General features: G+C 51.3%; 23 protein-coding genes. 10 read left to right on the forward strand and 13 right to left on the reverse strand.

Annotated elements, in window-relative coordinates; genetic code table 11:
• Window positions 1-2: 2 nt before the first annotated feature.
• The 3 genes from yggU to yggS are packed head-to-tail and all read right to left on the reverse strand — an operon-like array spanning window position 3 to window position 1,578.
• Window positions 3-293, reverse strand: coding sequence for a DUF167 family protein YggU (gene yggU / locus BEB42_RS05745; RefSeq protein ID WP_001277222.1), 291 nt, complete (start codon window positions 291-293; stop codon window positions 3-5).
• Window positions 290-856: an osmotic shock tolerance protein YggT gene (gene yggT / locus BEB42_RS05750; RefSeq protein ID WP_001094831.1), complete on the reverse strand. Its 567-nt coding sequence runs from the start codon at window positions 854-856 to the stop codon at window positions 290-292. Before yggT ends, yggU begins: the two co-directional genes overlap by 4 nt.
• A 17-nt stretch (window positions 857-873) precedes the next feature.
• A complete protein-coding gene (yggS, locus tag BEB42_RS05755; RefSeq protein WP_000997794.1) occupies window positions 874-1,578 on the reverse strand; it encodes a pyridoxal phosphate homeostasis protein in 705 nt (234 codons plus the stop codon).
• Window positions 1,579-1,595: 17 nt separating this feature from the next.
• Here yggS and BEB42_RS05760 point away from each other — a divergent pair, with 17 nt between their 5' ends.
• Window positions 1,596-2,576 (forward strand): PilT/PilU family type 4a pilus ATPase, encoded by a 981-nt coding sequence (locus BEB42_RS05760; RefSeq protein ID WP_010359873.1) that lies wholly within the window; start codon window positions 1,596-1,598, stop codon window positions 2,574-2,576.
• Window positions 2,577-2,749: 173 nt separating this feature from the next.
• Here BEB42_RS05760 and ruvX read toward each other — a convergent pair whose 3' ends face one another.
• From ruvX to metK, 8 genes are all read right to left on the reverse strand, one after another.
• Window positions 2,750-3,166, reverse strand: a complete 417-nt coding sequence (ruvX, locus tag BEB42_RS05765; protein ID WP_000017111.1) for a Holliday junction resolvase RuvX — start codon at window positions 3,164-3,166, stop codon at window positions 2,750-2,752.
• Window positions 3,166-3,729 carry a YqgE/AlgH family protein gene (locus BEB42_RS05770; protein ID WP_001352952.1) on the reverse strand — a complete coding sequence of 188 codons (564 nt, stop codon included), beginning with the start codon at window positions 3,727-3,729 and terminating at the stop codon, window positions 3,166-3,168. The genes ruvX and BEB42_RS05770 overlap by 1 nt, the downstream gene beginning before the upstream one ends.
• 108 nt (window positions 3,730-3,837) lie before the next feature.
• On the reverse strand, window positions 3,838-4,788 hold the full coding sequence (gene gshB, locus BEB42_RS05775; protein WP_000593299.1) for a glutathione synthase: 951 nt from the start codon (window positions 4,786-4,788) through the stop codon (window positions 3,838-3,840).
• Between the two features lie 12 nt (window positions 4,789-4,800).
• Complete coding sequence (gene rsmE / locus BEB42_RS05780) at window positions 4,801-5,532, reverse strand: 16S rRNA (uracil(1498)-N(3))-methyltransferase (protein WP_001300912.1); 732 nt, start codon at window positions 5,530-5,532, stop codon at window positions 4,801-4,803.
• A gap of 79 nt (window positions 5,533-5,611) precedes the next feature.
• Entirely contained in the window at window positions 5,612-6,319 is a 708-nt protein-coding gene (endA, locus tag BEB42_RS05785; protein WP_000286512.1) for a deoxyribonuclease I, read from the reverse strand.
• Between the two features lie 94 nt (window positions 6,320-6,413).
• Complete coding sequence (locus BEB42_RS05790) at window positions 6,414-6,911, reverse strand: SprT family zinc-dependent metalloprotease (protein WP_001296359.1); 498 nt, start codon at window positions 6,909-6,911, stop codon at window positions 6,414-6,416.
• A 76-nt stretch (window positions 6,912-6,987) separates the two neighbouring features.
• Complete coding sequence (gene galP / locus BEB42_RS05795) at window positions 6,988-8,382, reverse strand: galactose/proton symporter (protein WP_105267217.1); 1,395 nt, start codon at window positions 8,380-8,382, stop codon at window positions 6,988-6,990.
• A gap of 485 nt (window positions 8,383-8,867) precedes the next feature.
• The gene (gene metK / locus BEB42_RS05800; RefSeq protein WP_001062128.1) at window positions 8,868-10,022 is read right to left on the reverse strand and encodes a methionine adenosyltransferase; all 1,155 of its coding nucleotides are present in this window, start codon (window positions 10,020-10,022) and stop codon (window positions 8,868-8,870) included.
• Between the two features lie 55 nt (window positions 10,023-10,077).
• Here metK and yqgD point away from each other — a divergent pair, with 55 nt between their 5' ends.
• The 6 genes from yqgD (at window position 10,078) to speB (ending at window position 14,726) form a co-directional block, all read left to right on the forward strand.
• Window positions 10,078-10,329: a protein YqgD gene (gene yqgD, locus BEB42_RS26985; RefSeq protein WP_001305310.1), complete on the forward strand. Its 252-nt coding sequence runs from the start codon at window positions 10,078-10,080 to the stop codon at window positions 10,327-10,329.
• A 110-nt stretch (window positions 10,330-10,439) separates the two neighbouring features.
• Complete coding sequence (gene yqgG / locus BEB42_RS26990; protein ID WP_001297404.1) at window positions 10,440-10,583, forward strand: protein YqgG; 144 nt, start codon at window positions 10,440-10,442, stop codon at window positions 10,581-10,583.
• A gap of 93 nt (window positions 10,584-10,676) precedes the next feature.
• Window positions 10,677-10,808: an acid stress response protein YqgB gene (yqgB, locus tag BEB42_RS05815; RefSeq protein ID WP_001360961.1), complete on the forward strand. Its 132-nt coding sequence runs from the start codon at window positions 10,677-10,679 to the stop codon at window positions 10,806-10,808.
• 8 nt (window positions 10,809-10,816) lie between these two features.
• Entirely contained in the window at window positions 10,817-12,793 is a 1,977-nt protein-coding gene (speA, locus tag BEB42_RS05820; protein ID WP_001352954.1) for a biosynthetic arginine decarboxylase, read from the forward strand.
• Between the two features lie 145 nt (window positions 12,794-12,938).
• On the forward strand, window positions 12,939-13,670 hold the full coding sequence (locus tag BEB42_RS05825; protein WP_000758925.1) for a hypothetical protein: 732 nt from the start codon (window positions 12,939-12,941) through the stop codon (window positions 13,668-13,670).
• A 135-nt stretch (window positions 13,671-13,805) separates the two neighbouring features.
• Window positions 13,806-14,726: an agmatinase gene (gene speB, locus BEB42_RS05830; RefSeq protein ID WP_000105566.1), complete on the forward strand. Its 921-nt coding sequence runs from the start codon at window positions 13,806-13,808 to the stop codon at window positions 14,724-14,726.
• A gap of 141 nt (window positions 14,727-14,867) precedes the next feature.
• Here speB and loiP read toward each other — a convergent pair whose 3' ends face one another.
• Complete coding sequence (loiP, locus tag BEB42_RS05835; protein ID WP_001299420.1) at window positions 14,868-15,626, reverse strand: metalloprotease LoiP; 759 nt, start codon at window positions 15,624-15,626, stop codon at window positions 14,868-14,870.
• A 277-nt stretch (window positions 15,627-15,903) separates the two neighbouring features.
• Between loiP and tkt the strand changes: the two genes are divergently transcribed.
• Window positions 15,904-17,895 (forward strand): transketolase, encoded by a 1,992-nt coding sequence (tkt, locus tag BEB42_RS05840; protein WP_000098632.1) that lies wholly within the window; start codon window positions 15,904-15,906, stop codon window positions 17,893-17,895.
• A 45-nt stretch (window positions 17,896-17,940) separates the two neighbouring features.
• Here tkt and BEB42_RS05845 read toward each other — a convergent pair whose 3' ends face one another.
• Window positions 17,941-18,849 carry a prohibitin family protein gene (locus BEB42_RS05845; protein WP_000646925.1) on the reverse strand — a complete coding sequence of 303 codons (909 nt, stop codon included), beginning with the start codon at window positions 18,847-18,849 and terminating at the stop codon, window positions 17,941-17,943.
• Window positions 18,850-19,224: 375 nt separating this feature from the next.
• On the opposite strand from BEB42_RS05845, the gene cmtB reads away from it, so the two are divergent.
• Both cmtB and cmtA read left to right on the forward strand, forming a co-directional pair.
• A complete protein-coding gene (cmtB, locus tag BEB42_RS05855; RefSeq protein ID WP_001236706.1) occupies window positions 19,225-19,668 on the forward strand; it encodes a PTS mannitol transporter subunit IIA in 444 nt (147 codons plus the stop codon).
• Between the two features lie 27 nt (window positions 19,669-19,695).
• Window positions 19,696-21,084: a PTS mannitol transporter subunit IICB gene (gene cmtA, locus BEB42_RS05860; RefSeq protein ID WP_105267218.1), complete on the forward strand. Its 1,389-nt coding sequence runs from the start codon at window positions 19,696-19,698 to the stop codon at window positions 21,082-21,084.
• Window positions 21,085-21,093 lie beyond the last annotated feature (9 nt).

Genomic DNA, 21,093 nt, shown 5'->3' on the forward strand with positions numbered 1-21,093 from the left:
ACCTAATTAATTAACGCCGCGATTTCTGGCGGGATTTGTTGCGGATTAATGATTTTAATTTGTTTGTGGCGGCCAAGTTCGCCTTTCTCAATTACCACCTGGCTTTTGGCTACCCGGAATTGCTTGCCGAGAAACTTCACCAGATGGCTGTTGGCCTGGCCGTCAACCGGCGGCGCGGTAATGGCGACTTTTACTTCGTCGCCATGTAAACCGACAATAGAATCACGGCTGGCTTTCGGCTGAATATAAAGCCGTAAAACCAGACCGTCATCATTAACTGTTACGGCACTCATAACGCCATCCACAGCCCCGGTAGTAGCATATTTCCGGTCGCCTGCAGTACTTCTGCGACACCCATATTAATGACATACAGCAGCAGAACGAGGATCATCGGCGAGAAATCAATCCCCCCCATTGCTGGCAGCAGGCGGCGAATCGGGCGCAGCAGCGGATCGGCAAGCTGGATCAGCACGTATTCAATCGGGCTACGACCCTGGCTTACCCAGCTCATAATCGCCATCACCAGCAGGACCCAGAATATCAGCAGGCCGATGGTTTTCAGCAAAATCAGTAAACCAGCAATCCAAATGATCGGCAGGAAAGTCACGACTTTAAACAGCACGATGGCTTTGATAAAACTGAGAATATAGGCAACCAGCAGCGAGGCGCTGTCAATCGGTCCCATTGCCGGAATAACGCGGCGCAGTGGTCCGATAATCGGCTGCGTCACCTTCACCACAAACTGTGAGAAGGGGTTGTAAAAATCGCAATGAGCCCACTGCATCCAGATGCGTAATAACAGCACCATGGTATACAGCTCAATGACCGTTGAAAGCAGGAAAGTCAACGTATTCATGGCGTTCCTTTAATTCCTTATTTTTTAGAGTAATCACGCGCACCAAAAATTGCAGTGCCGATACGAACCATCGTGCTACCTGCCGCAATGGCGGCTTCCATATCGTCCGACATTCCCAGAGAGAGCGTGTCGATATGCGGGTAGCGCGTTTTCAGTCCGGCAAATGCTACAGCCATTTGGCGTGCAACTTCAAACTGCCTTACATATTCTGACTCAGGCGCAGGGATCGCCATCAGCCCGCGCAGACGTAAACGCGGTAGTTCAGCGACCGCAGCTGCCAGTTCGTCCAGTTCAGCCAGTTGAATCCCGGACTTACTGTTTTCATCACTAATATTAATTTGAATCAGTACGTTAAGATGGGGAAGTTCTGCCGGGCGCTGGTCGTTCAGACGGGTAGCGATGCGCAAACGGTCGATGGTATGACACCAGTCGAAATGCTCTGCCACCAGGCGGCTTTTATTAGACTGCAACGGGCCAATAAAATGCCATTCTAATCCTGTTACGCCCAGTTCCTGAAAGTGGCGAATTTTATCTACCCCTTCCTGAACATAGTTTTCACCAAATTGACGCTGCCCGGCATCAATGGCTTCTGCGATGGCGCTCGCAGGTTTTGTTTTACTGACTGCAAGCAGCGTTATTTCTTCTGGAGAACGACCGCAACGCGTTGCAGCCGCTGAGATTTTGTCCCGGACCTGTGCCAGGTTATGCGCAATATCGTTCATTTTCCGAGGATCTTAGTATGAATATGGAAGAAATTGTGGCCCTTAGTGTAAAGCATAACGTCTCGGATCTACACCTGTGCAGCGCCTGGCCCGCACGATGGCGTATTCGCGGGAGGATGGAAGCTGCGCCGTTTGATGCGCCGGACGTGGAAGAGCTATTGCGGGAGTGGCTGGATGACGATCAGCGGGCAATATTGCTGGAGAATGGTCAGTTAGATTTTGCCGTGTCGCTGGCGGAAAACCAGCGATTGCGCGGCAGTGCGTTCGCGCAACGGCAAGGTATGTCTCTGGCATTACGGTTGTTACCTTCGCACTGTCCACAGCTCGAACAGCTTGGTGCACCACCGTTATTGCCGGAATTACTCAAGAGCGAGAATGGCCTGATTCTGGTGACGGGGGCGACGGGGAGCGGCAAATCTACCACGCTGGCGGCGATGGTTGGCTATCTCAATCAACATGCCGATGCGCATATTCTGACGCTGGAAGATCCTGTGGAATATCTCTATGCCAGCCAGCGATGTTTGATCCAGCAGCGGGAGATTGGTTTGCACTGTATGACGTTCGCATCGGGGTTGCGGGCTGCATTGCGGGAAGATCCCGATGTGATATTGCTCGGAGAGCTGCGTGACAGCGAGACAATCCGTCTGGCGCTGACGGCGGCAGAAACCGGGCACCTGGTGCTGGCAACTTTACATACGCGTGGTGCCGCGCAGGCAGTTGAGCGACTGGTGGATTCATTTCCTGCGCAGGAAAAAGATCCCGTGCGTAATCAACTGGCCGGGAGCTTGCGGGCAGTGTTGTCACAAAAGCTGGAAGTGGATAAACAGGAAGGACGCGTGGCGCTGTTTGAATTGCTGGTTAACACACCCGCGGTGGGGAATTTGATTCGCGAAGGGAAAACCCACCAGTTACCACATGTTATTCAAACTGGGCAACAAGTGGGGATGTTAACGTTTCAGCAGAGTTATCAGCAGCGGGTGAAAGAAGGGCGCTTGTGACGTTGCTGTGTCTGATACGAATTGTAAACATGCCCGATGCGCAAGCTTATCGGGCCTACAAGGGAAGCGTAACTTTGAATTCGCACTCACCGTAGGTTGGATAAGGCGTTTACGCCGCATCCAACATGAAACAACGCGCACATTGTCAGAAATCTGTGCGCTAGTAAATCGCCTTAATATCCCTGCTCGAAGTAACTTTCGAGAATAATAACCGCAGAGGCAGAGTCGACTTTACCTTTGTTGAGCGCCCGATAGCCGCCCTGTTCGAACAGACCGGAGCGCGCTTCCACGGTGCTAAGCCGTTCATCATGGAGCTTAACTTCAACACCAAAACGGCCATGAATACGATTGGCGAATTTACGCGCCCGGGCAGTCAACGGTTGCTCGGTACCGTCCATATTCAGCGGCAAACCGACGATAATTTCGTCAGGTTGCCACTCTTTCAGTAAACGTTCGATGAGATTCCAGTCCGGTGTACCGTCCTGCGCTTTAATTGCGGGCAGTGGGCGAGCGGTGCCGGTAATGCGTTGTCCGACCGCTACGCCAATGCTTTTAGTGCCGAAATCGAAGGCGAGTAAGGTTCCACTCATCAGGCATGCCCTGCCACACCAGGCATGGTGAGAATATCCACACCAATCAGTTTTGCCGCATCGCGCCAGCGGTCGGCAATCGGCGTTTTGAACAGAATATTCAGATCTGCCGGGGCCGTTAGCCACGCGTTATCGAGAATTTCTTGTTCCAGTTGACCTTTCTCCCAGGAGGCATAGCCCAGAGCCACCAATACGTCAGACGGTTGTTTATCGGTGCCGAGCGTTTCCAGCACATCGCGGGAAGTGGTCATCACCGTGTTGTCTGAAATGCGAATGCTGGAAGCAAAATTGGAGGGTGGAGTATGCAAAATAAACCCACGATCTTCCGCCAGCGGGCCGCCGAGCATAACCGGTTTATCCAGACGGATTGATTCATCACGCGGCTCCGGCGTGATCTTCAGCTTTTCCAGAATCCCTTCAATTTTGAGATTTTCCAGTGGCTTGTTGACGATGATCCCCATTGCACCATTGGCATTATGTTCGCAAATGTAGACCACGGAACGACGGAAAATCGGATCCTGGAGAGCAGGCATGGCAATAAGAAAGTGATGCTGTAAATTCATTGTCAGAGGTTCTGTTTCCTGGTTCAAAAAAGCAACAGCGCCCAGTATGCGTGGAAAGAAGGGCGCTGTCACTCAGAGTCTCAACGAGATCCTTCTCGCTAAGGTGGGTTACTGCTGCTGTAAACGTGCTTCGATGGCATCCATTAACATTCCGGTGATCGACACCGGAAACTCTGCTTCAATCTCACGAATACAGGTTGGGCTGGTGACGTTAATTTCAGTCAGACGGTCGCCGATGATATCCAGACCAACAAAAATCAGCCCTTTTTCTTTCAGCGTCGGTCCGATCTGACGGGCGATTTTCCAGTCACTTTCCGTCAACGGACGAGGTTCCCCGCGACCACCGGCAGCCAGGTTACCACGGGTTTCGCCGCCTTGTGGAATACGTGCCAGGCAGTACGGTACAGGTTCGCCATCCACCACCAACACGCGTTTGTCGCCATCTTTAATGGCTGGCAGGTAATTTTGCGCCATGCAGTAGCGAGTGCCATGCTCAGTCAGGGTTTCGGCAATCACGCCGAGGTTTGGATCGCCTTCTTTCACGCGGAAAATCGACGCGCCGCCCATACCGTCAAGCGGTTTGAGAATGATGTCGCTGTGTTTCTCCCAGAACGCTTTCAGCTGTGCTTTATTGCGCGTAACCAGCGTTTCTGGCGTTAAGTCAGAGAACCAGGCGGTAAACAGTTTCTCGTTACAGTCGCGCAGGCTTTGCGGCTTGTTAACGATCAGCGTCCCTTTCTCTTCGGCACGTTCCAGAATATAGGTCGCGTAGATAAACTCGGTATCAAACGGCGGGTCTTTACGCATCAGGATCACATCGAGATCGGCCAGCGGCAGATCCTGTTCACCGACGAACGAAAACCACTCTTCGTAGTTCTGCTTCACGTTCAGCGTGCGGGTATGGGCGCGGGCTTCGCCATTGATCAAATACAGATCGCCCATCTCCATATAGTGAAGTTCGTAACCACGACGTTGTGCTTCCAGCAACATAGCGAAACTGGAATCTTTCTTGATGTTGATGCTTGCGATGGGGTCCATCACGATGCCGAGCTTGATCATTATTCTTCTCCGTTAGCCCAAATCGCCAAAACGCACTTGTAGCGCGGTAATGGCGGTGAGTGCAGTTGTCTCAGTACGCAAAACGCGAGGTCCCAACAGGATATCAGTAAATTGATAGCGGGCAGTCATGGCAATTTCATCTGCCGATAAACCGCCTTCCGGGCCAATTAGCAGGCGGACGCGTTCAACCGGTAACGGCAACGTATTGATGCTGTTACTGGCGCGCGGGTGAAGATTCAGTTTCAGTCCTTCATCCTGCTCTGCACACCAGGCTTCCAGATCCATCGCTGGACGGATTTCCGGCACCCGGTTACGACCACACTGCTCACAGGCAGCAATTGCAATCTTCTGCCACTGCTGGAGCTTCTTGTTCAGACGTTCACTATCCAGTTTAACGCCGCAACGCTCAGAAAAAAGTGGCGTAATGAGGCTTACACCGAGTTCGATCGATTTCTGGATCGTAAATTCCATTTTTTCGCCACGCGACATCACCTGACCGAGGTGAATATGCAGCGGAGATTCACGATCGTCGAGTTGGCCTTCCAGCACTTTCACTTCCACGCTTTTTTTGCTGGCGCTGGTAATTTCGGCGTCAAAGACCTGGTTGCTGCCGTCAAATAATTGCAACGCCTGCCCCGGCCCCATACGCAGTACGCGCCCGATATGGTTGGCGGCATCTTCGCAAAGCGCGATGTGAGAATGGCTGGTCAGTGGTTCAGGATGATAAATGCGGGGGATACGCATAGTTAAAAATCCGCGTCGTCTCCCCACGCGGTTGTACGCGTGGGGTAGGGGTTAACAAAAAGAATCCCGCTAGTGTAGGTTAGCTCTTTCGCGCCTGGCAAGCGCGTTGCACATACGGGTTATGATTGCCCTGCACCTTCGCGATGCGTTCATCGCGCTCGCACTCCCAGTCGGTAACCGGATACATCTTGTTCCATGCGTTAAACAGCTGCGTTTGCTGGCGAGAGAGTGTCAGGTTGTATTGGTCACGCATATAGAAGTAGGTGCGCGCAATGGCACCGCGTGCACGTGCTGGTGGCTCGGCGACTTTTTCTTTGAAATCGACCTTCATAGCGCATTGACCGTACTGGCCTTCGCCGCCATTCCACTGGCTGTACATAAAGTTGCCGCGATCGCCATTCACCTCGCCGACTGACGGTTGCAGGTTATGCATATCGCTTTCCATCTTGCGATAGACCGGATCTTTGGCACAGTTTTTACGTCCACCGTCCTGCCAGCACTGGCGCTGGTGACCGAACTGCCAGGCGGGAACAACGTGTTCCCACTCTACGCGGTTGGCGCGGTTTTCATTTTTGCGCACCTGATAGCCGCACGATTGCAGATCGACAACGCCTTTTTTGCCCTGCCAGTCAATTTTACATCCGCAGTAAAACGTACCCGGCGCGTCAGCGTGGATTTTTACCGCCGCGGCTTTCGCCTGAGAAAAACTATTGATACCTTCGGCCAACGTCGGGCCGGAAAATGCTGCGCTCAGTACCACCGCAGCAATAGACAAATAACGGTACATCACTTACTCCGTGTTAAAACGAGCCAGCAACGTAGCGAAAGTTGTTTTGGTATGCAATCAGCCAGATCAGGAAAGTTCCTGATAGTTCAGGTGGTTATTTTGCAATCAGCTGTTCACCGCAATGAACACAGCGATAGACGGCCTCGCCACGAACTACGCGATTATGGCGGCGTACGGTAAGCTGATGTTCCTGGCACTTGCAGCGGTAGGGGAAGGTGTTGCGACGCACGGATTGCAGTTCAAACTGGTGCGTACGACGAGCGGGAACGCCCAGCACGCTTTCCATCATCCATTTCCACTCTTTGCCATGTGGCGCTACGCGGCCGAAATGTTTCCATACCAGCAAATGTGCCAGTTCGTGTGGCACCACTTCTTCAATAAAGGCTTCGCTGTTTTCCAACAGTAAAACCGGATTGAGGCGAATTTCATAGCTTTCAAGCCAGGCTGTTCCGGCGGAGGTTCCGCGCTGGGTGTAAGAGAGTTTTGGCTCCGGGTAGTTACGCCCTAGCTTCAGGTTGGCCTGGGCGAGTTTTTCCCGCAGGCGACGCATAACGGCCTGTTGGATGGCGATAGGGAGACGGGATGTTTTCATAGCGGCAGAGGATAGAGCGAAGAAAAGATGACTGCAAGAGGTGGCTTCCTCCGCGACGGGAGGAAGCCTGAGGAGATTAATCGTGAGCGCCGATTTCGCGCAGTTTACGACCTTTCATCAGATTACGTTCAATATGTTCCAGCGAAACGTGTTTGGTTTCCGGTACCAGCCACAGTGTCAGCAGAATAAACAGTACGTTCAGAGCCGCATACACCCAGAAGGTGTTGGCGTTACCCAGCGTGTTGAGCATAGTCAGGAATGTTGCGCCGACGATCATGTTGGCAATCCAGTTGGTGGCGGTAGAGCAGGTGATGCCAAAATCGCGGCCTTTCAGCGGCTGAATTTCGGAGCACAGTACCCAAATCAGCGGACCGGCACTCATGGCAAAGCCGACAATAAACATCAACAGCATGGCGATGGCGAAATACTGCGCTGACGGAGAGTGGATACCGATATGCATCATTGTACCGAGTATGCCCATGCCAGCAGCCATCACCAGGAAGCCCAGCGTTAGCGTTGGTTTACGTCCCCAGCGGTCAACAAGGCCGATTGCGATAAAGGTGGCGAGTACGTTGGTGAGACCGACGATCACTGTCCCCCACATTTGCTCGGTGGTGTTGGTATAACCCGCCAGTTCGAAGATTTTCGGCGCGTAATACATGATGACGTTCATCCCGGTGAATTGCTGCATTACCTGCAACAGTACGCCAAGGAACACCGCGCGGCGGAAGTTGCTGTTCTCTTTAAACAGCGCCCAGCCACTCTGTTTAACCTGCAAACTTTCACGGATTTCATCCAGTTCGCGTTTCGCTTCCGCACTGGTGTCGCGCAGGCGCAGCAGCACGCGCTCGGCATCAACAAAACGGCGTTTGGCGGCAAACCAACGTGGGCTGTCTGGCAGGAAGAAAACACCAATCAGCAGCAGAATTGCCGGGATGATAATCACACCCAGCATCCAGCGCCATGCACCAGTGTAGCTAAAGGCGGTATCAGAAAGATAAGCACCGAGGATCCCGATAGTGATCATCAACTGATACATCGAGATCATACTGCCGCGAATTTTTTCCGGCGCAATTTCAGAGAGATACAGCGGTGCGGTATAAGAGGCCACACCCACCGCCAGCCCCAGCAGAACGCGGGAAAGAATCAGTACTTCAACGTTTGGCGCAGCCGCAGAGAACAGTGAACCAGCAACAAACAGAATTGCGCCGATCATCAGGCTCTTTTTGCGCCCGAGTTTAAAGGAGAGCCAGCCGCTACCCACCGCACCGACTGCCGCACCGAACATCATGGAGCTTACGACCCATTCTTGTGTGTGCGAAGTAATCTGGAATTCATCAGCAATAAACGGCAGTGCGCCAGCAATTACACCGATATCCAGGCCAAAGAGTAATCCCGCCAGAGCGGCAAGGAAGCAGACGAAAAACGTCATTGCCTTGTTTGACCGCCTCTGTTTTTTAGCGTCAGGCATGATGCCCTCCAAAATGGTTATTTTTTATTGTGAATTAAGATAGGTGAGTACGACGTAAAAAGATGTGAAGCAAATCACATCAGTGTAATCGCTTACACTAACATTTATCTTAGTTATGATTTAAGTGCATGAAAATAATTGAGTTATATCATCATAGATTAAACGCAGTTATCTGCAATTAAGACTTTACTGAAAAGAAATGTAACAGCTGTGAAAACTGAATAATAATATGAAAATATTACAAATATTTGGCTGGTGTGGTGGGTGTAATCGGTTTCAGTCGTGGTGATGATTTGAGGGTAAAACGTGTTCAGGAAGAATGATGTTATTGTGCAGGCGGTTTTTTTTGCCGGATGCGGCGTGAACGCCTTATCCTTTTACATGTGACAGCGGTTGTGGGCCTGATAAGCGTAGCGCATCAGGCATTTCTCTGGAAAAGAAAAAGGCCAGCGCGAGGCTGGCCTTTGAAAGCAGGTGAAGAAAGATTACTTCAGACCGGCAGCATCGCGCAGCAGCTGCGCTTTGTCGGTTTTTTCCCACGGGAAATGTTCACGACCAAAGTGACCGTATGCTGCGGTTTCTTTGTAGATCGGGTGCAGCAGATCCAGCATCTGAATCAGACCGTATGGACGCAGGTCAAAGAACTCACGTACCAGCAGAGTCAGTTGTTCAGAAGGCACTTTCTCGGTACCGAAAGTTTCCACCATGATGGAGGTCGGTTCAGCCACGCCGATTGCGTAGGAAACCTGAATTTCACAACGATCGGCCAGGCCAGCTGCAACGATGTTTTTCGCGACATAACGTGCTGCGTACGCTGCGGAACGGTCCACTTTTGATGGATCTTTACCAGAGAATGCACCGCCACCGTGACGTGCCATGCCGCCGTAGGTATCAACGATAATTTTACGACCAGTCAGACCGCAGTCACCCATCGGGCCGCCAATAACAAAACGTCCGGTCGGGTTGATGAAGAACTTGGTTGCGGAAGTCAGCCATTCTGCGGGCAGAATCGGCTTGATGATCTCTTCCATTACCGCTTCTTGCAGCGATTTCTGGTCGATCTCTTCAGAGTGCTGAGTGGAAAGTACTACAGCATCAATGCCAACGATTTTGCCGTCGTCATACTGGAAAGTCACCTGGCTTTTCGCGTCCGGGCGCAGCCACGGCAGAGTGCCGTTTTTACGTACTTCAGCCTGACGCTGAACCAGACGGTGTGCATAGGTGATAGGCGCTGGCATCAGCACGTCGGTTTCATTGGTTGCGTAGCCAAACATCAGACCCTGGTCGCCCGCGCCCTGTTCCAGCGGATCGGCACGGTCGACGCCCTGGTTGATATCAGGGGACTGTTTACCGATAGCGCTCAGGACCGCACAGGAGTTAGCGTCAAAGCCCATGTCGGAATGTACATAGCCAATTTCGCGAACGGTGTTACGGGTGATCTCTTCGATGTCTACCCAGGCGCTGGTGGTGATTTCACCGCCAACTAAAACCATGCCGGTTTTTACGTAGGTTTCGCAAGCAACACGTGCTTTCGGATCCTGTTCGAGGATCGCGTCTAAAACGGCATCAGAGATTTGGTCAGCAATTTTGTCAGGATGCCCTTCAGAGACGGACTCGGACGTAAAAAGGTGTTTTGCCATATTTAATATCACCTAAAGAGAATTTGGTTAGCTCAAACTGTTGTGTGGATTTTCTGTGGTAGCGGATCCTACCACGACTCTGCAGGTTAAAAACACTGGCAGTCTGAGTGTTAATCGGTATGGATGGATTAACATCTGGATGGCTATTTTAGGTCAGTTCTTCACCCAATTTCCACTTTTTTTTGAATCGTGTCTCATTCTGTTAAAAACGTGGCTGGAAATTTTTCCTGACAATGCTGGCATTCTGCGTATTTATCTTTTGCAATTTTCTGCCATTGTGGGGTATAAAACGCGGCGCGCGGCTTAAATAAAAAGCACACGACGTTTCTTTCGTGTTGCCACTTCCAGCCGGGTTGAAATCAGAGTTTTGGCTTGTGGGTTCGTCTTAACAGGCGGCCGTGGAGGTGATACGAAATAATGAACCGTTGTCTGCTGCTTAACCTGTCTCACCGTTCTGGTGAAGATTCGTTCCCCGCACTCTGCATCTCTGCTTTGCATACCTGCCGATGTTATACCCATCTCGGCGCTTCTCAGGATTCAAGAGCTGGTTACAGTTACTGAGGACTGAACAAGGGCGCTCTTGTAAAAACAAGAGTTTTCTCGTGGTTTCGCCGAACTGTCACACTTACGTTCGGTTATGTGTTTAATAATGTTATGAAAAAGAAACCGGTTGCGCAGTCGGAGCGTCAGCATACTTTGCTGGAAAATCCGTGTGCTTATGGGTTGTTATCGCAGTCCCAGGCTGCGATAGTCGTTAACTGTTTTACACTTAATAAAATAATTTGAGGTTCGCTATGTCTGACGACATGTCTATGGGTTTGCCTTCGTCAGCGGGCGAACACGGTGTACTACGCTCCATGCAGGAGGTTGCAATGAGCTCCCAGGAAGCCAGCAAGATGCTGCGTACTTACAATATTGCCTGGTGGGGCAATAACTATTATGACGTTAACGAGCTGGGTCACATTAGCGTGTGCCCGGACCCGGACGTCCCGGAAGCTCGCGTCGATCTCGCGCAGTTAGTGAAAACTCGTGAAGCACAGGGTCAGCGTCTGCCTGCACTGTTCTGTTTCCCACAGATCCTGCAGCACCGTTTGCGTTCCATTAACGCCGCGTTCAAACGTGCGCGGGAATCCTACGGCTATAACGGCGATTACTTCCTCGTTTATCCGATCAAAGTTAACCAGCACCGCCGCGTGATTGAATCCCTGATTCATTCGGGCGAACCGCTGGGCCTGGAAGCCGGTTCCAAAGCTGAGTTGATGGCGGTACTGGCGCATGCTGGCATGACCCGTAGCGTCATCGTCTGCAATGGTTATAAAGACCGAGAATATATCCGCCTGGCATTAATTGGCGAGAAGATGGGCCATAAGGTCTATCTGGTCATTGAGAAGATGTCAGAAATCGCCATTGTGCTGGATGAAGCAGAACGTCTGAATGTCGTTCCTCGTCTGGGCGTGCGCGCGCGTCTGGCGTCTCAAGGTTCTGGCAAATGGCAGTCTTCTGGCGGGGAAAAATCGAAGTTCGGCCTGGCGGCGACTCAGGTACTGCAACTGGTTGAAACCCTGCGTGAAGCCGGACGTCTCGACAGCCTGCAACTGCTGCACTTCCACCTCGGTTCGCAGATGGCGAATATTCGCGATATCGCCACGGGCGTTCGTGAATCCGCGCGTTTCTATGTGGAACTGCACAAACTGGGCGTCAATATTCAGTGCTTCGACGTCGGCGGCGGTCTGGGCGTGGACTATGAAGGCACCCGTTCGCAGTCTGACTGCTCCGTAAACTACGGCCTCAATGAATACGCCAACAACATCATCTGGGCGATTGGTGATGCGTGTGAAGAAAATGGTCTGCCACATCCGACGGTAATCACCGAATCGGGTCGTGCGGTGACTGCGCATCACACCGTGCTGGTGTCGAATATCATCGGCGTGGAACGTAACGAATACACGGTGCCGACCGCGCCAGCAGAAGACGCACCGCGCGCGCTGCAAAGCATGTGGGAAACCTGGCAGGAGATGCACGAACCGGGAACTCGCCGTTCTCTGCGTGAATGGTTACACGACAGCCAGATGGATCTGCACGACATTCATATCGGCTATTCTTCGGGCACTTACAACCTGCAAGAACGCGCGTGGGCTGAGCAGCTTTATCTGAGCATGTGTCACGAAGTGCAAAAGCAGCTGGATCCGCAAAACCGCGCACATCGCCCGATTATCGACGAATTGCAGGAACGTATGGCGGACAAAATGTACGTCAACTTCTCGCTGTTCCAGTCGATGCCGGACGCATGGGGGATCGACCAGTTGTTCCCGGTATTGCCGCTGGAAGGGCTGAATCAAGTTCCGGAGCGACGCGCCGTGCTGCTGGATATTACCTGTGACTCTGACGGTGCCATCGACCACTATATCGATGGTGATGGTATTGCCACGACAATGCCTATGCCGGAGTACGATCCAGAGAATCCGCCGATGCTCGGTTTCTTTATGGTCGGCGCGTATCAGGAGATCCTCGGCAACATGCACAACCTGTTTGGTGATACCGAAGCGGTTGATGTGTTCGTCTTCCCTGACGGCAGCGTAGAAGTGGAACTGTCTGACGAAGGCGATACCGTGGCGGACATGCTGCAATATGTACAGCTCGATCCGAAAACGCTGTTAACCCAGTTCCGTGATCAAGTGAAGAAAACCGATCTTGATGCTGAACTGCAACAACAGTTCCTGGAAGAGTTCGAGGCAGGTTTGTACGGTTATACCTATCTTGAAGATGAATAATTAAGATTATTCCGCTATCGGGTCGATTTATTTACGTAAATCGGCCCGCTTTCTTTTTATATATTCTTAAAAATAATTTAGCTGCTTTCCTTATTGAATAATCTCCCTACAATCGCTGCATTAATTAAATGCAGAGGGAACGGTTATGAAAAAATGGAAAGTACGTAGCGCGTTGGTGGCATTAGTCGTGCTGCTGGCCGGTTGTTCCAGTAATGCGCAGTATAATAGCAGTGCATCGGGCAATGTCGGCACCGCCTGGGGTGGGGATGTGCACTCAACGGTTCAGGGCGTATCTGCTGAACGAGCCTGGCGCGATCCGGCAGAGATGATCGTTATTAGTTATTCGACTAATGTTCCTTCCGGCTACGACCGCGTTTATAGCATTCGTATTAACGAACTTGAATATGCTATTCGCGATGGTAATTTTAATTCTCTACCTATTACGCGGGTTTATAATTCATCAGGTAAAGAACTACGCTATATAGTCCATGCCAGAGTAGGAATGAATTACCAATTATATGTCCGCAATTACAGTCGTAACACCAACTACGAGATCGTTGCGACAGTTGATGGCCTGGATGTTCTCAATGGTAAACAAGGTTCCCTGAATAACAACGGCTATATTGTGAATGCCGGGGATTCGTTGGCGATTAAAGGATTCCGCAAAGATAAACATACCGAAGCGGCTTTTCAGTTCGCCAACGTTGCTGATTCCTACGCAGCCAATTCGGCGCAAGGCGATGTGCGTAATATCGGTGTAATCGGCTTTGCCGCCTTTGAATTACAAGGCCCGGCGCAAAACGCGCTGCCACCGTGCTCTGGACAAGCGTTTCCGGCGGACAACAATGGCTATGCGCCGCCACCGTGTCGGAAATAGTAACCTCGCTTGATGCCTCGCCCATTTAAGGCGATAATTAGCACAAAATTGTGTTTCGCAAATCCAACCCTTCCTCGTCGGGCCTAACGACGCGGAAGGGTTTTTTTATATCGACTTTGTAATAGGAGTCCATCCATGAGCACCTTAGGTCATCAATACGATAACTCACTGGTTTCCAACGCCTTTGGTTTTTTACGCCTGCCGATGAACTTCCAGCCGTACGACAGCGACGCCGACTGGGTGATTACCGGCGTGCCGTTCGATATGGCGACGTCAGGCCGTGCGGGTGGACGCCACGGTCCGGCGGCGATCCGTCAGGTTTCGACGAATCTGGCCTGGGAACACAACCGCTTCCCGTGGAATTTCGACATGCGCGAGCGTCTGAACGTGGTGGACTGCGGCGATCTGGTGTATGCCTTCGGCGATGCTCGTGAGATGAGCGAGAAGCTGCAGGCGCATGCCGAAAAGCTGCTGGCTGCCGGTAAGCGTATGCTCTCCTTCGGTGGTGACCACTTTGTTACCCTGCCGCTGCTGCGTGCTCATGCGAAGCATTTCGGCAAAATGGCGCTGGTACACTTTGACGCCCACACCGATACCTATGCGAACGGTTGTGAATTTGACCACGGCACTATGTTCTATACCGCGCCGAAAGAAGGTCTGATCGACCCGAATCACTCCGTACAGATTGGTATTCGTACCGAGTTTGATAAAGACAACGGCTTTACCGTACTGGACGCCTGCCAGGTGAACGATCGCAGCGTGGATGACGTTATCGCCCAGGTGAAACAGATTGTAGGTGATATGCCAGTTTACCTGACCTTTGATATCGACTGCCTGGATCCTGCTTTCGCGCCGGGCACCGGTACGCCGGTGATCGGCGGCCTGACCTCCGATCGCGCCATTAAACTGGTACGTGGCCTGAAAGATCTCAACATCGTTGGGATGGACGTAGTGGAAGTGGCTCCGGCATACGATCAGTCGGAAATCACCGCTCTGGCAGCAGCGACGCTGGCGCTGGAGATGCTGTATATTCAGGCGGCGAAAAAGGGCGAGTAAGCGCCAGATGCGATGTCGCCCGTAGGCCGGATAAGATGCGTCAGCATCGCATCCGGCATTGCGGACAGGGTAACAAATGTGCCATTCATGTCAGATGCGGCGTGAACGCCTTATCTGACCTACGTTCGGCACCACCAGGCTTTACTTAACCCCATCCGCGCTCATACGATCGCGAATATGCTGGGCGCGTTCGGCGGATGCCGGATGGTCGTCAAACATTGAGCTTTGGCGGCCTTCTTCCAGTTTCGCCAGTTTTTCAAAGCTGGTGGCAAGACCAGCCGGGCTGATGCCGCGTTGGCGCAGAAGATCGTAAGAATAATCATCGGCTTCTGCTTCCTGGCGCTGGGAGAATTGCGAATTGACTAATTTCTCGCCCAAGTCACCAAGTTGCGATTGCGATAAACTGCCGACAATCCCGCCCGCAGAGGCCGCAGCTACTCGCACGGCATTTGTACCAAGTGCCACCTGCATCCCTTTCTTCACATGGCCTAACGCCACGTGCCCCATTTCGTGACCGATCACCGCTTCGACTTCGTTATCCGTCATCATATCCATCAGCCCGCTATAGACGCGGATACAGCCGTTAGCCATTGCAAAGGCGTTCACATCCTTCGCCATATACACTTTGTAATTCACCGGCTGACCGTTGATATTGTTGCCTAGCGCATTGGCAATAGTTGTCAGACGTTTAGCGTATTCGCTATTGGCTGGCGCAATTGTCGCCTTGCTGTCCATCTCCTGACATGCCTGATCGCTCAGGGCTTTCACCTGCGCATCACTCAAACTGTAAGCCTGAAAAGCTTCCGCTCCTGATGAGAGCAGTCCGTTGGAGTCCATATTCTGGCAACCGGTCAGTACCGTTGCCACGCTCATTGCTACCAATAAGGCGCGAATTTTCATGTTTTCTCTTCCGCACAAGGTCAGGATTATTCTAAAAATGCACCGTTCGCAGGTGAATCGATGCTCAGTCTCAGTATAAGGAAAAGCGCAGCGGACGGGCGAGCAGATTGCGCAACATGCGAGCATGATCCAGAGATTTCTGAAGCAGCAAAAGGATGTTCCATGTACATGACGCGCGGCTTGCGGTAAATTGTTGGCAAATTTTCCGGCGTAGCCCAAAACGCGCTGTCGTCAAGTCGTTAAGGGCGTGCCCTTCATCATCCGATCTGGAGTCAAAATGTCCTCACGTAAAGAGCTTGCCAATGCTATTCGTGCGCTGAGCATGGACGCAGTACAGAAAGCCAAATCCGGTCACCCGGGTGCCCCTATGGGTATGGCTGACATTGCCGAAGTCCTGTGGCGTGATTTCCTGAAACACAACCCGCAGAATCCGTCCTGGGCTGACCGTGACCGCTTCGTGCTGTCCAACGGCCACGGCTCCATGCTGATCTACAGCCTGCTGCACCTCACCGGTTACGATCTGCCGATGGAAGAACTGAAAAACTTCCGTCAACTGCATTCCAAAACTCCGGGCCACCCGGAAGTGGGTTACACCGCTGGTGTGGAAACCACTACAGGTCCGCTGGGTCAGGGTATTGCCAATGCAGTCGGTATGGCGATTGCAGAAAAAACGCTGGCGGCACAGTTTAACCGTCCGGGCCACGACATCGTCGACCACTACACCTACGCCTTCATGGGCGACGGCTGCATGATGGAAGGCATCTCCCATGAAGTTTGCTCTCTGGCGGGTACGCTGAAGCTGGGTAAACTGATTGCGTTCTACGATGACAACGGTATCTCTATCGATGGTCACGTTGAAGGCTGGTTTACTGACGACACCGCAATGCGTTTCGAAGCTTACGGCTGGCACGTTATTCGCGGCATCGACGGTCATGACGCGGCATCCATCAAACGCGCAGTAGAAGAAGCGCGCGCAGTGACTGACAAACCGTCCCTGCTGATGTGCAAAACCATCATCGGTTTTGGTTCACCGAACAAAGCCGGTACGCACGACTCCCACGGTGCGCCGCTGGGCGACGCTGAAATTGCCCTGACCCGCGAACAGCTGGGCTGGAAATATGCACCGTTCGAAATCCCGTCTGAAATCTATGCTCAGTGGGATGCGAAAGAAGCAGGCCAGGCGAAAGAATCCGCATGGAACGAGAAATTCGCTGCTTACGCCAAAGCTTATCCGCAGGAAGCCGCTGAATTTACCCGCCGTATGAAAGGCGAAATGCCGTCTGACTTCGATGCCAAAGCGAAAGAATTCATCGCTAAACTGCAGGCTAATCCGGCGAAAATCGCCAGCCGTAAAGCGTCTCAGAATGCGATTGAAGCGTTCGGCCCGCTGTTGCCGGAATTCCTCGGCGGCTCTGCTGACCTGGCACCGTCTAACCTGACCCTGTGGTCTGGTTCTAAAGCAATCAACGAAGATGCTGCGGGTAACTACATCCACTATGGTGTTCGCGAGTTCGGTATGACCGCGATTGCTAACGGTATCTCCCTGCACGGTGGCTTCCTGCCGTACACCTCCACCTTCCTGATGTTCGTGGAATACGCACGTAACGCCGTACGTATGGCTGCGCTGATGAAACAGCGTCAGGTGATGGTTTACACCCACGACTCCATCGGTCTGGGCGAAGATGGCCCGACTCACCAGCCGGTAGAGCAGGTCGCTTCTCTGCGCGTGACCCCGAACATGTCTACATGGCGTCCGTGTGACCAGGTTGAATCCGCGGTCGCGTGGAAATACGGCGTTGAGCGTCAGGACGGCCCGACTGCGCTTATCCTCTCCCGTCAGAACCTGGCGCAGCAGGAACGTACTGAAGAGCAGCTGGCAAACATCGCGCGCGGTGGTTATGTGCTGAAAGACTGTGCCGGTCAGCCGGAACTGATCTTCATCGCTACCGGTTCTGAAGTTGAACTGGCGGTTGCTGCCTACGAAAAACTGACTGCTGAAGGCGTGAAAGCGCGCGTGGTTTCCATGCCGTCTACCGACGCATTCGACAAGCAGGATGCGGCTTACCGTGAGTCTGTACTGCCGAAAGCGGTTACTGCACGCGTTGCGGTGGAAGCTGGCATTGCTGACTACTGGTACAAGTATGTTGGCCTGAACGGTGCTATCGTCGGCATGACCACCTTCGGTGAATCTGCTCCGGCAGAGCTGCTGTTTGAAGAGTTCGGCTTCACCGTTGACAACGTTGTTGCGAAAGCAAAAGAACTGCTGTAATCGGTAAGATGCTTTGTGAGAAGGGCCGCGAAAGCGGCCCTTTTTTTACTTAGTAGAGATAAACGGAACTGTACTGCCGGGGATCATGGTATCGGGTAGCTTACCGTCCCAACGCTCAGCAGTGGTGAGGGCAACAAGTCCGGGATTATCCCGCAGAGCTTCACCGCGCAGGCGGATCGCTTCTGCTTCAGCCGCACTTTTTAAACGAATAGTTTCAGCCTCTGCCGCGCCTCTTACGCGAATAGTCTCAGCTTCTGCTTTGGCTGCCGCCAGTTTACTGTCTGCTTCTGCCTGGGCCTGAGTTACCGCTATTTGCGCCTGGATTTTCTCTGTTTCCAGATTTTGCTTACGTGTGGCAATGGCGACTTCTGCTTTCATTCGATCTTCAATCGATTTTTCATAAGCGTCAGAAAAATCAATATTTTCAATCTGGACACCATCAATCACCACCGGGCCAACAACGGCTTTACGCATTGCATTTTGCAGATCCTGAACCAGTTTTGTACGATCCTGTACCGCGCTGATGGCGGTATATTGGCCGAAAACGTTCTCCAGTTGAGTTGGCAACTGACGGACAATCAGACGATCTTTTAATGCTTCAATGGTGTTGTAGGTGGTATAAACCGCGCCTGCTTCTGAAGGTTTAATGTGGAAGCTGACTGATACTGTCATTTGTGCCGGTTGCTGGTCGCGGCTGTAGGCCTGTAATCCCTGATAAACCACAGCCTGATTACGCGTGGAAATTTTCTCTACGCTTTCCATAAAAGGGATCTTAAAACCCAGACCCGGCTCGGCAACTTTTACGATTTTTCCGTAGCGCAGCAAAATGCCGCGTTCACCTTCATTAACGGTGTAATACGAGAGAAATGGCAGCACAACCACGGTAAGCACGCCAATGGCGATAGCAATAGATTTTTGTGGGCGAAATGAGGTTATTGAAACAGGTGCTTTCATGAGAATCTTCCTTGAGTAAAGTGTGGGAATATGTCACATGAGGTGAGGAGAAAACAGCCAACAGGTGAGAATTCAGAATCTATAAAGGGGGAGAGCGAAAAACATCGGCTAAAAAAGTATGTTTTCGAACATTCAATAGATAAATAGAGATATGCATCACAAATACATAGGCAGATAAAACATTGGTTTTGTGATAAACATAGCAAACACAAACTTGACTTTATAAGTATAAATTTCATGTTGTTGTTATTTAACATTTTATTATTTTGGTTCATGTTTTTTTTCTTCTCGCGTGCCCAATTGCTTTCATTAAATCGCACGAGTATTTTATTTTTACCGCCGGACGGTACCCTAAAAATAAAATAAGGATAATTTATGCGGCTTATTGATTATTTTCCAGAATCATCAATCTCAGTTATACATTCAGCAAAAGATTGGCAGGAAGCTATCAATTTCTCGATGGCATCATTGCTGGATAAAAACTATATCAGCGAGAATTACATTCAGGCTATTAAAGATTCCACCATTAACAATGGCCCTTATTATATTCTCGCACCAAGCGTGGCAATGCCTCATGCGCGACCGGAATGTGGGGCGCTTAAAACCGGGATGTCTTTGACGTTACTTAAACAAGGCGTTTATTTTCCGGGGAATGACGAACCGATTAAATTACTTATCGGTCTTTCTGCTGCCGATGCCGATTCGCACATTGGCGCTATTCAGGCGTTAAGTGAATTGCTGTGCGAAGAAGAAATACTTGAACAACTCTTAACTGCAACATCAGAAAAACAATTAGCGGACATTATCAGCCGCGAATAATGACTCTCTCCTCTACAGGATAATATTATGGAAAACAAGTCTGCTCGTGCAAAGGTCCAGGCTTTTGGGGGCTTTTTGACTGCAATGGTCATTCCCAATATTGGTGCTTTTATTGCCTGGGGTTTTATAACGGCGTTATTTATTCCCACCGGTTGGTTGCCTAACGAACATTTCGCCAAAATTGTCGGCCCCATGATCACCTATTTATTACCGGTGATGATTGGTTCTACCGGTGGCCATTTAGTCGGCGGTAAACGCGGCGCGGTAATGGGCGGAATAGGGACAATTGGTGTAATCGTCGGCGCAGAGATTCCGATGTTCCTTGGCTCAATGATCATGGGACCGTTAGGTGGGCTGGTCATAAAATATGTCGATAAGGCACTGGAAAAACGCATACCTGCTGGTTTTGAGATGGTTATCAATAACTTCTCATTAGGTATCGCTGGGATGCTCCTTTGTCTGCTGGGTTTTGAAGTTATCGGCCCGGCGGTGTTAATTGCCAATACTTTCGTCAAAGAGTGTATTGAGGCGCTGGTACATGCGGGCTATCTGCCTTTGCTGTCAGTCATCAATGAACCGGCGAAAGTGCTTTTCCTCAATAACGCGATAGATCAGGGCGTCTATTACCCGTTAGGGATGCAACAGGCTTCAGTTAACGGTAAATCCATCTTCTTTATGGTGGCGTCCAACCCTAGGCCTGGCTTAGGGCTGCTGCTGGCATTTACCTTGTTTGGTAAAGGGATGAGTAAACGTTCTGCGCCTGGGGCGATGATTATTCACTTCCTCGGCGGCATCCACGAACTGTATTTCCCGTATGTGCTGATGAAGCCACTGACCATTATTGCCATGATTGCGGGCGGTATGTCTGGCACCTGGATGTTTAACTTACTGGACGGTGGTCTGGTGGCTGGTCCAAGTCCGGGGTCTATCTTTGCTTACCTTGCACTGACGCCGAAAGGCTCGTTCCTGGCGACAATTGCCGGTGTTACGGTAGGTACCCTGGTGTCCTTTGCTATCACTTCCGTAATACTGAAGATGGAAAAAACGGTGGAAACGGAGAGCGAAGATGAGTTTGTGCAGTCCGCCAATGCGGTTAAGGCGATGAAACAAGAAGGTACATTCTCGTTAAGCCGGGTTAAGCGTATCGCCTTTGTTTGCGATGCGGGAATGGGCTCTAGCGCGATGGGCGCAACCACCTTCCGTAAGCGCCTGGAAAAAGCGGGGCTGGCAATAGAAGTAAAACATTACGCGATAGAAAACGTGCCTGCAGATGTGGATATCGTCGTTACTCACGCTAGTCTGGAAGGGCGCGTGAAACGTGTGACGGATAAACCGCTGATATTGATTAATAACTATATTGGCGATCCCAAACTCGACACTTTATTTAATCAATTAACCGCTGAACATAAAAACTGATTGCCGAGG

Source organism: Escherichia sp. MOD1-EC5990 (genome assembly GCF_002965285.1).
Classification (GTDB): domain Bacteria; phylum Pseudomonadota; class Gammaproteobacteria; order Enterobacterales; family Enterobacteriaceae; genus Escherichia; species Escherichia coli_F.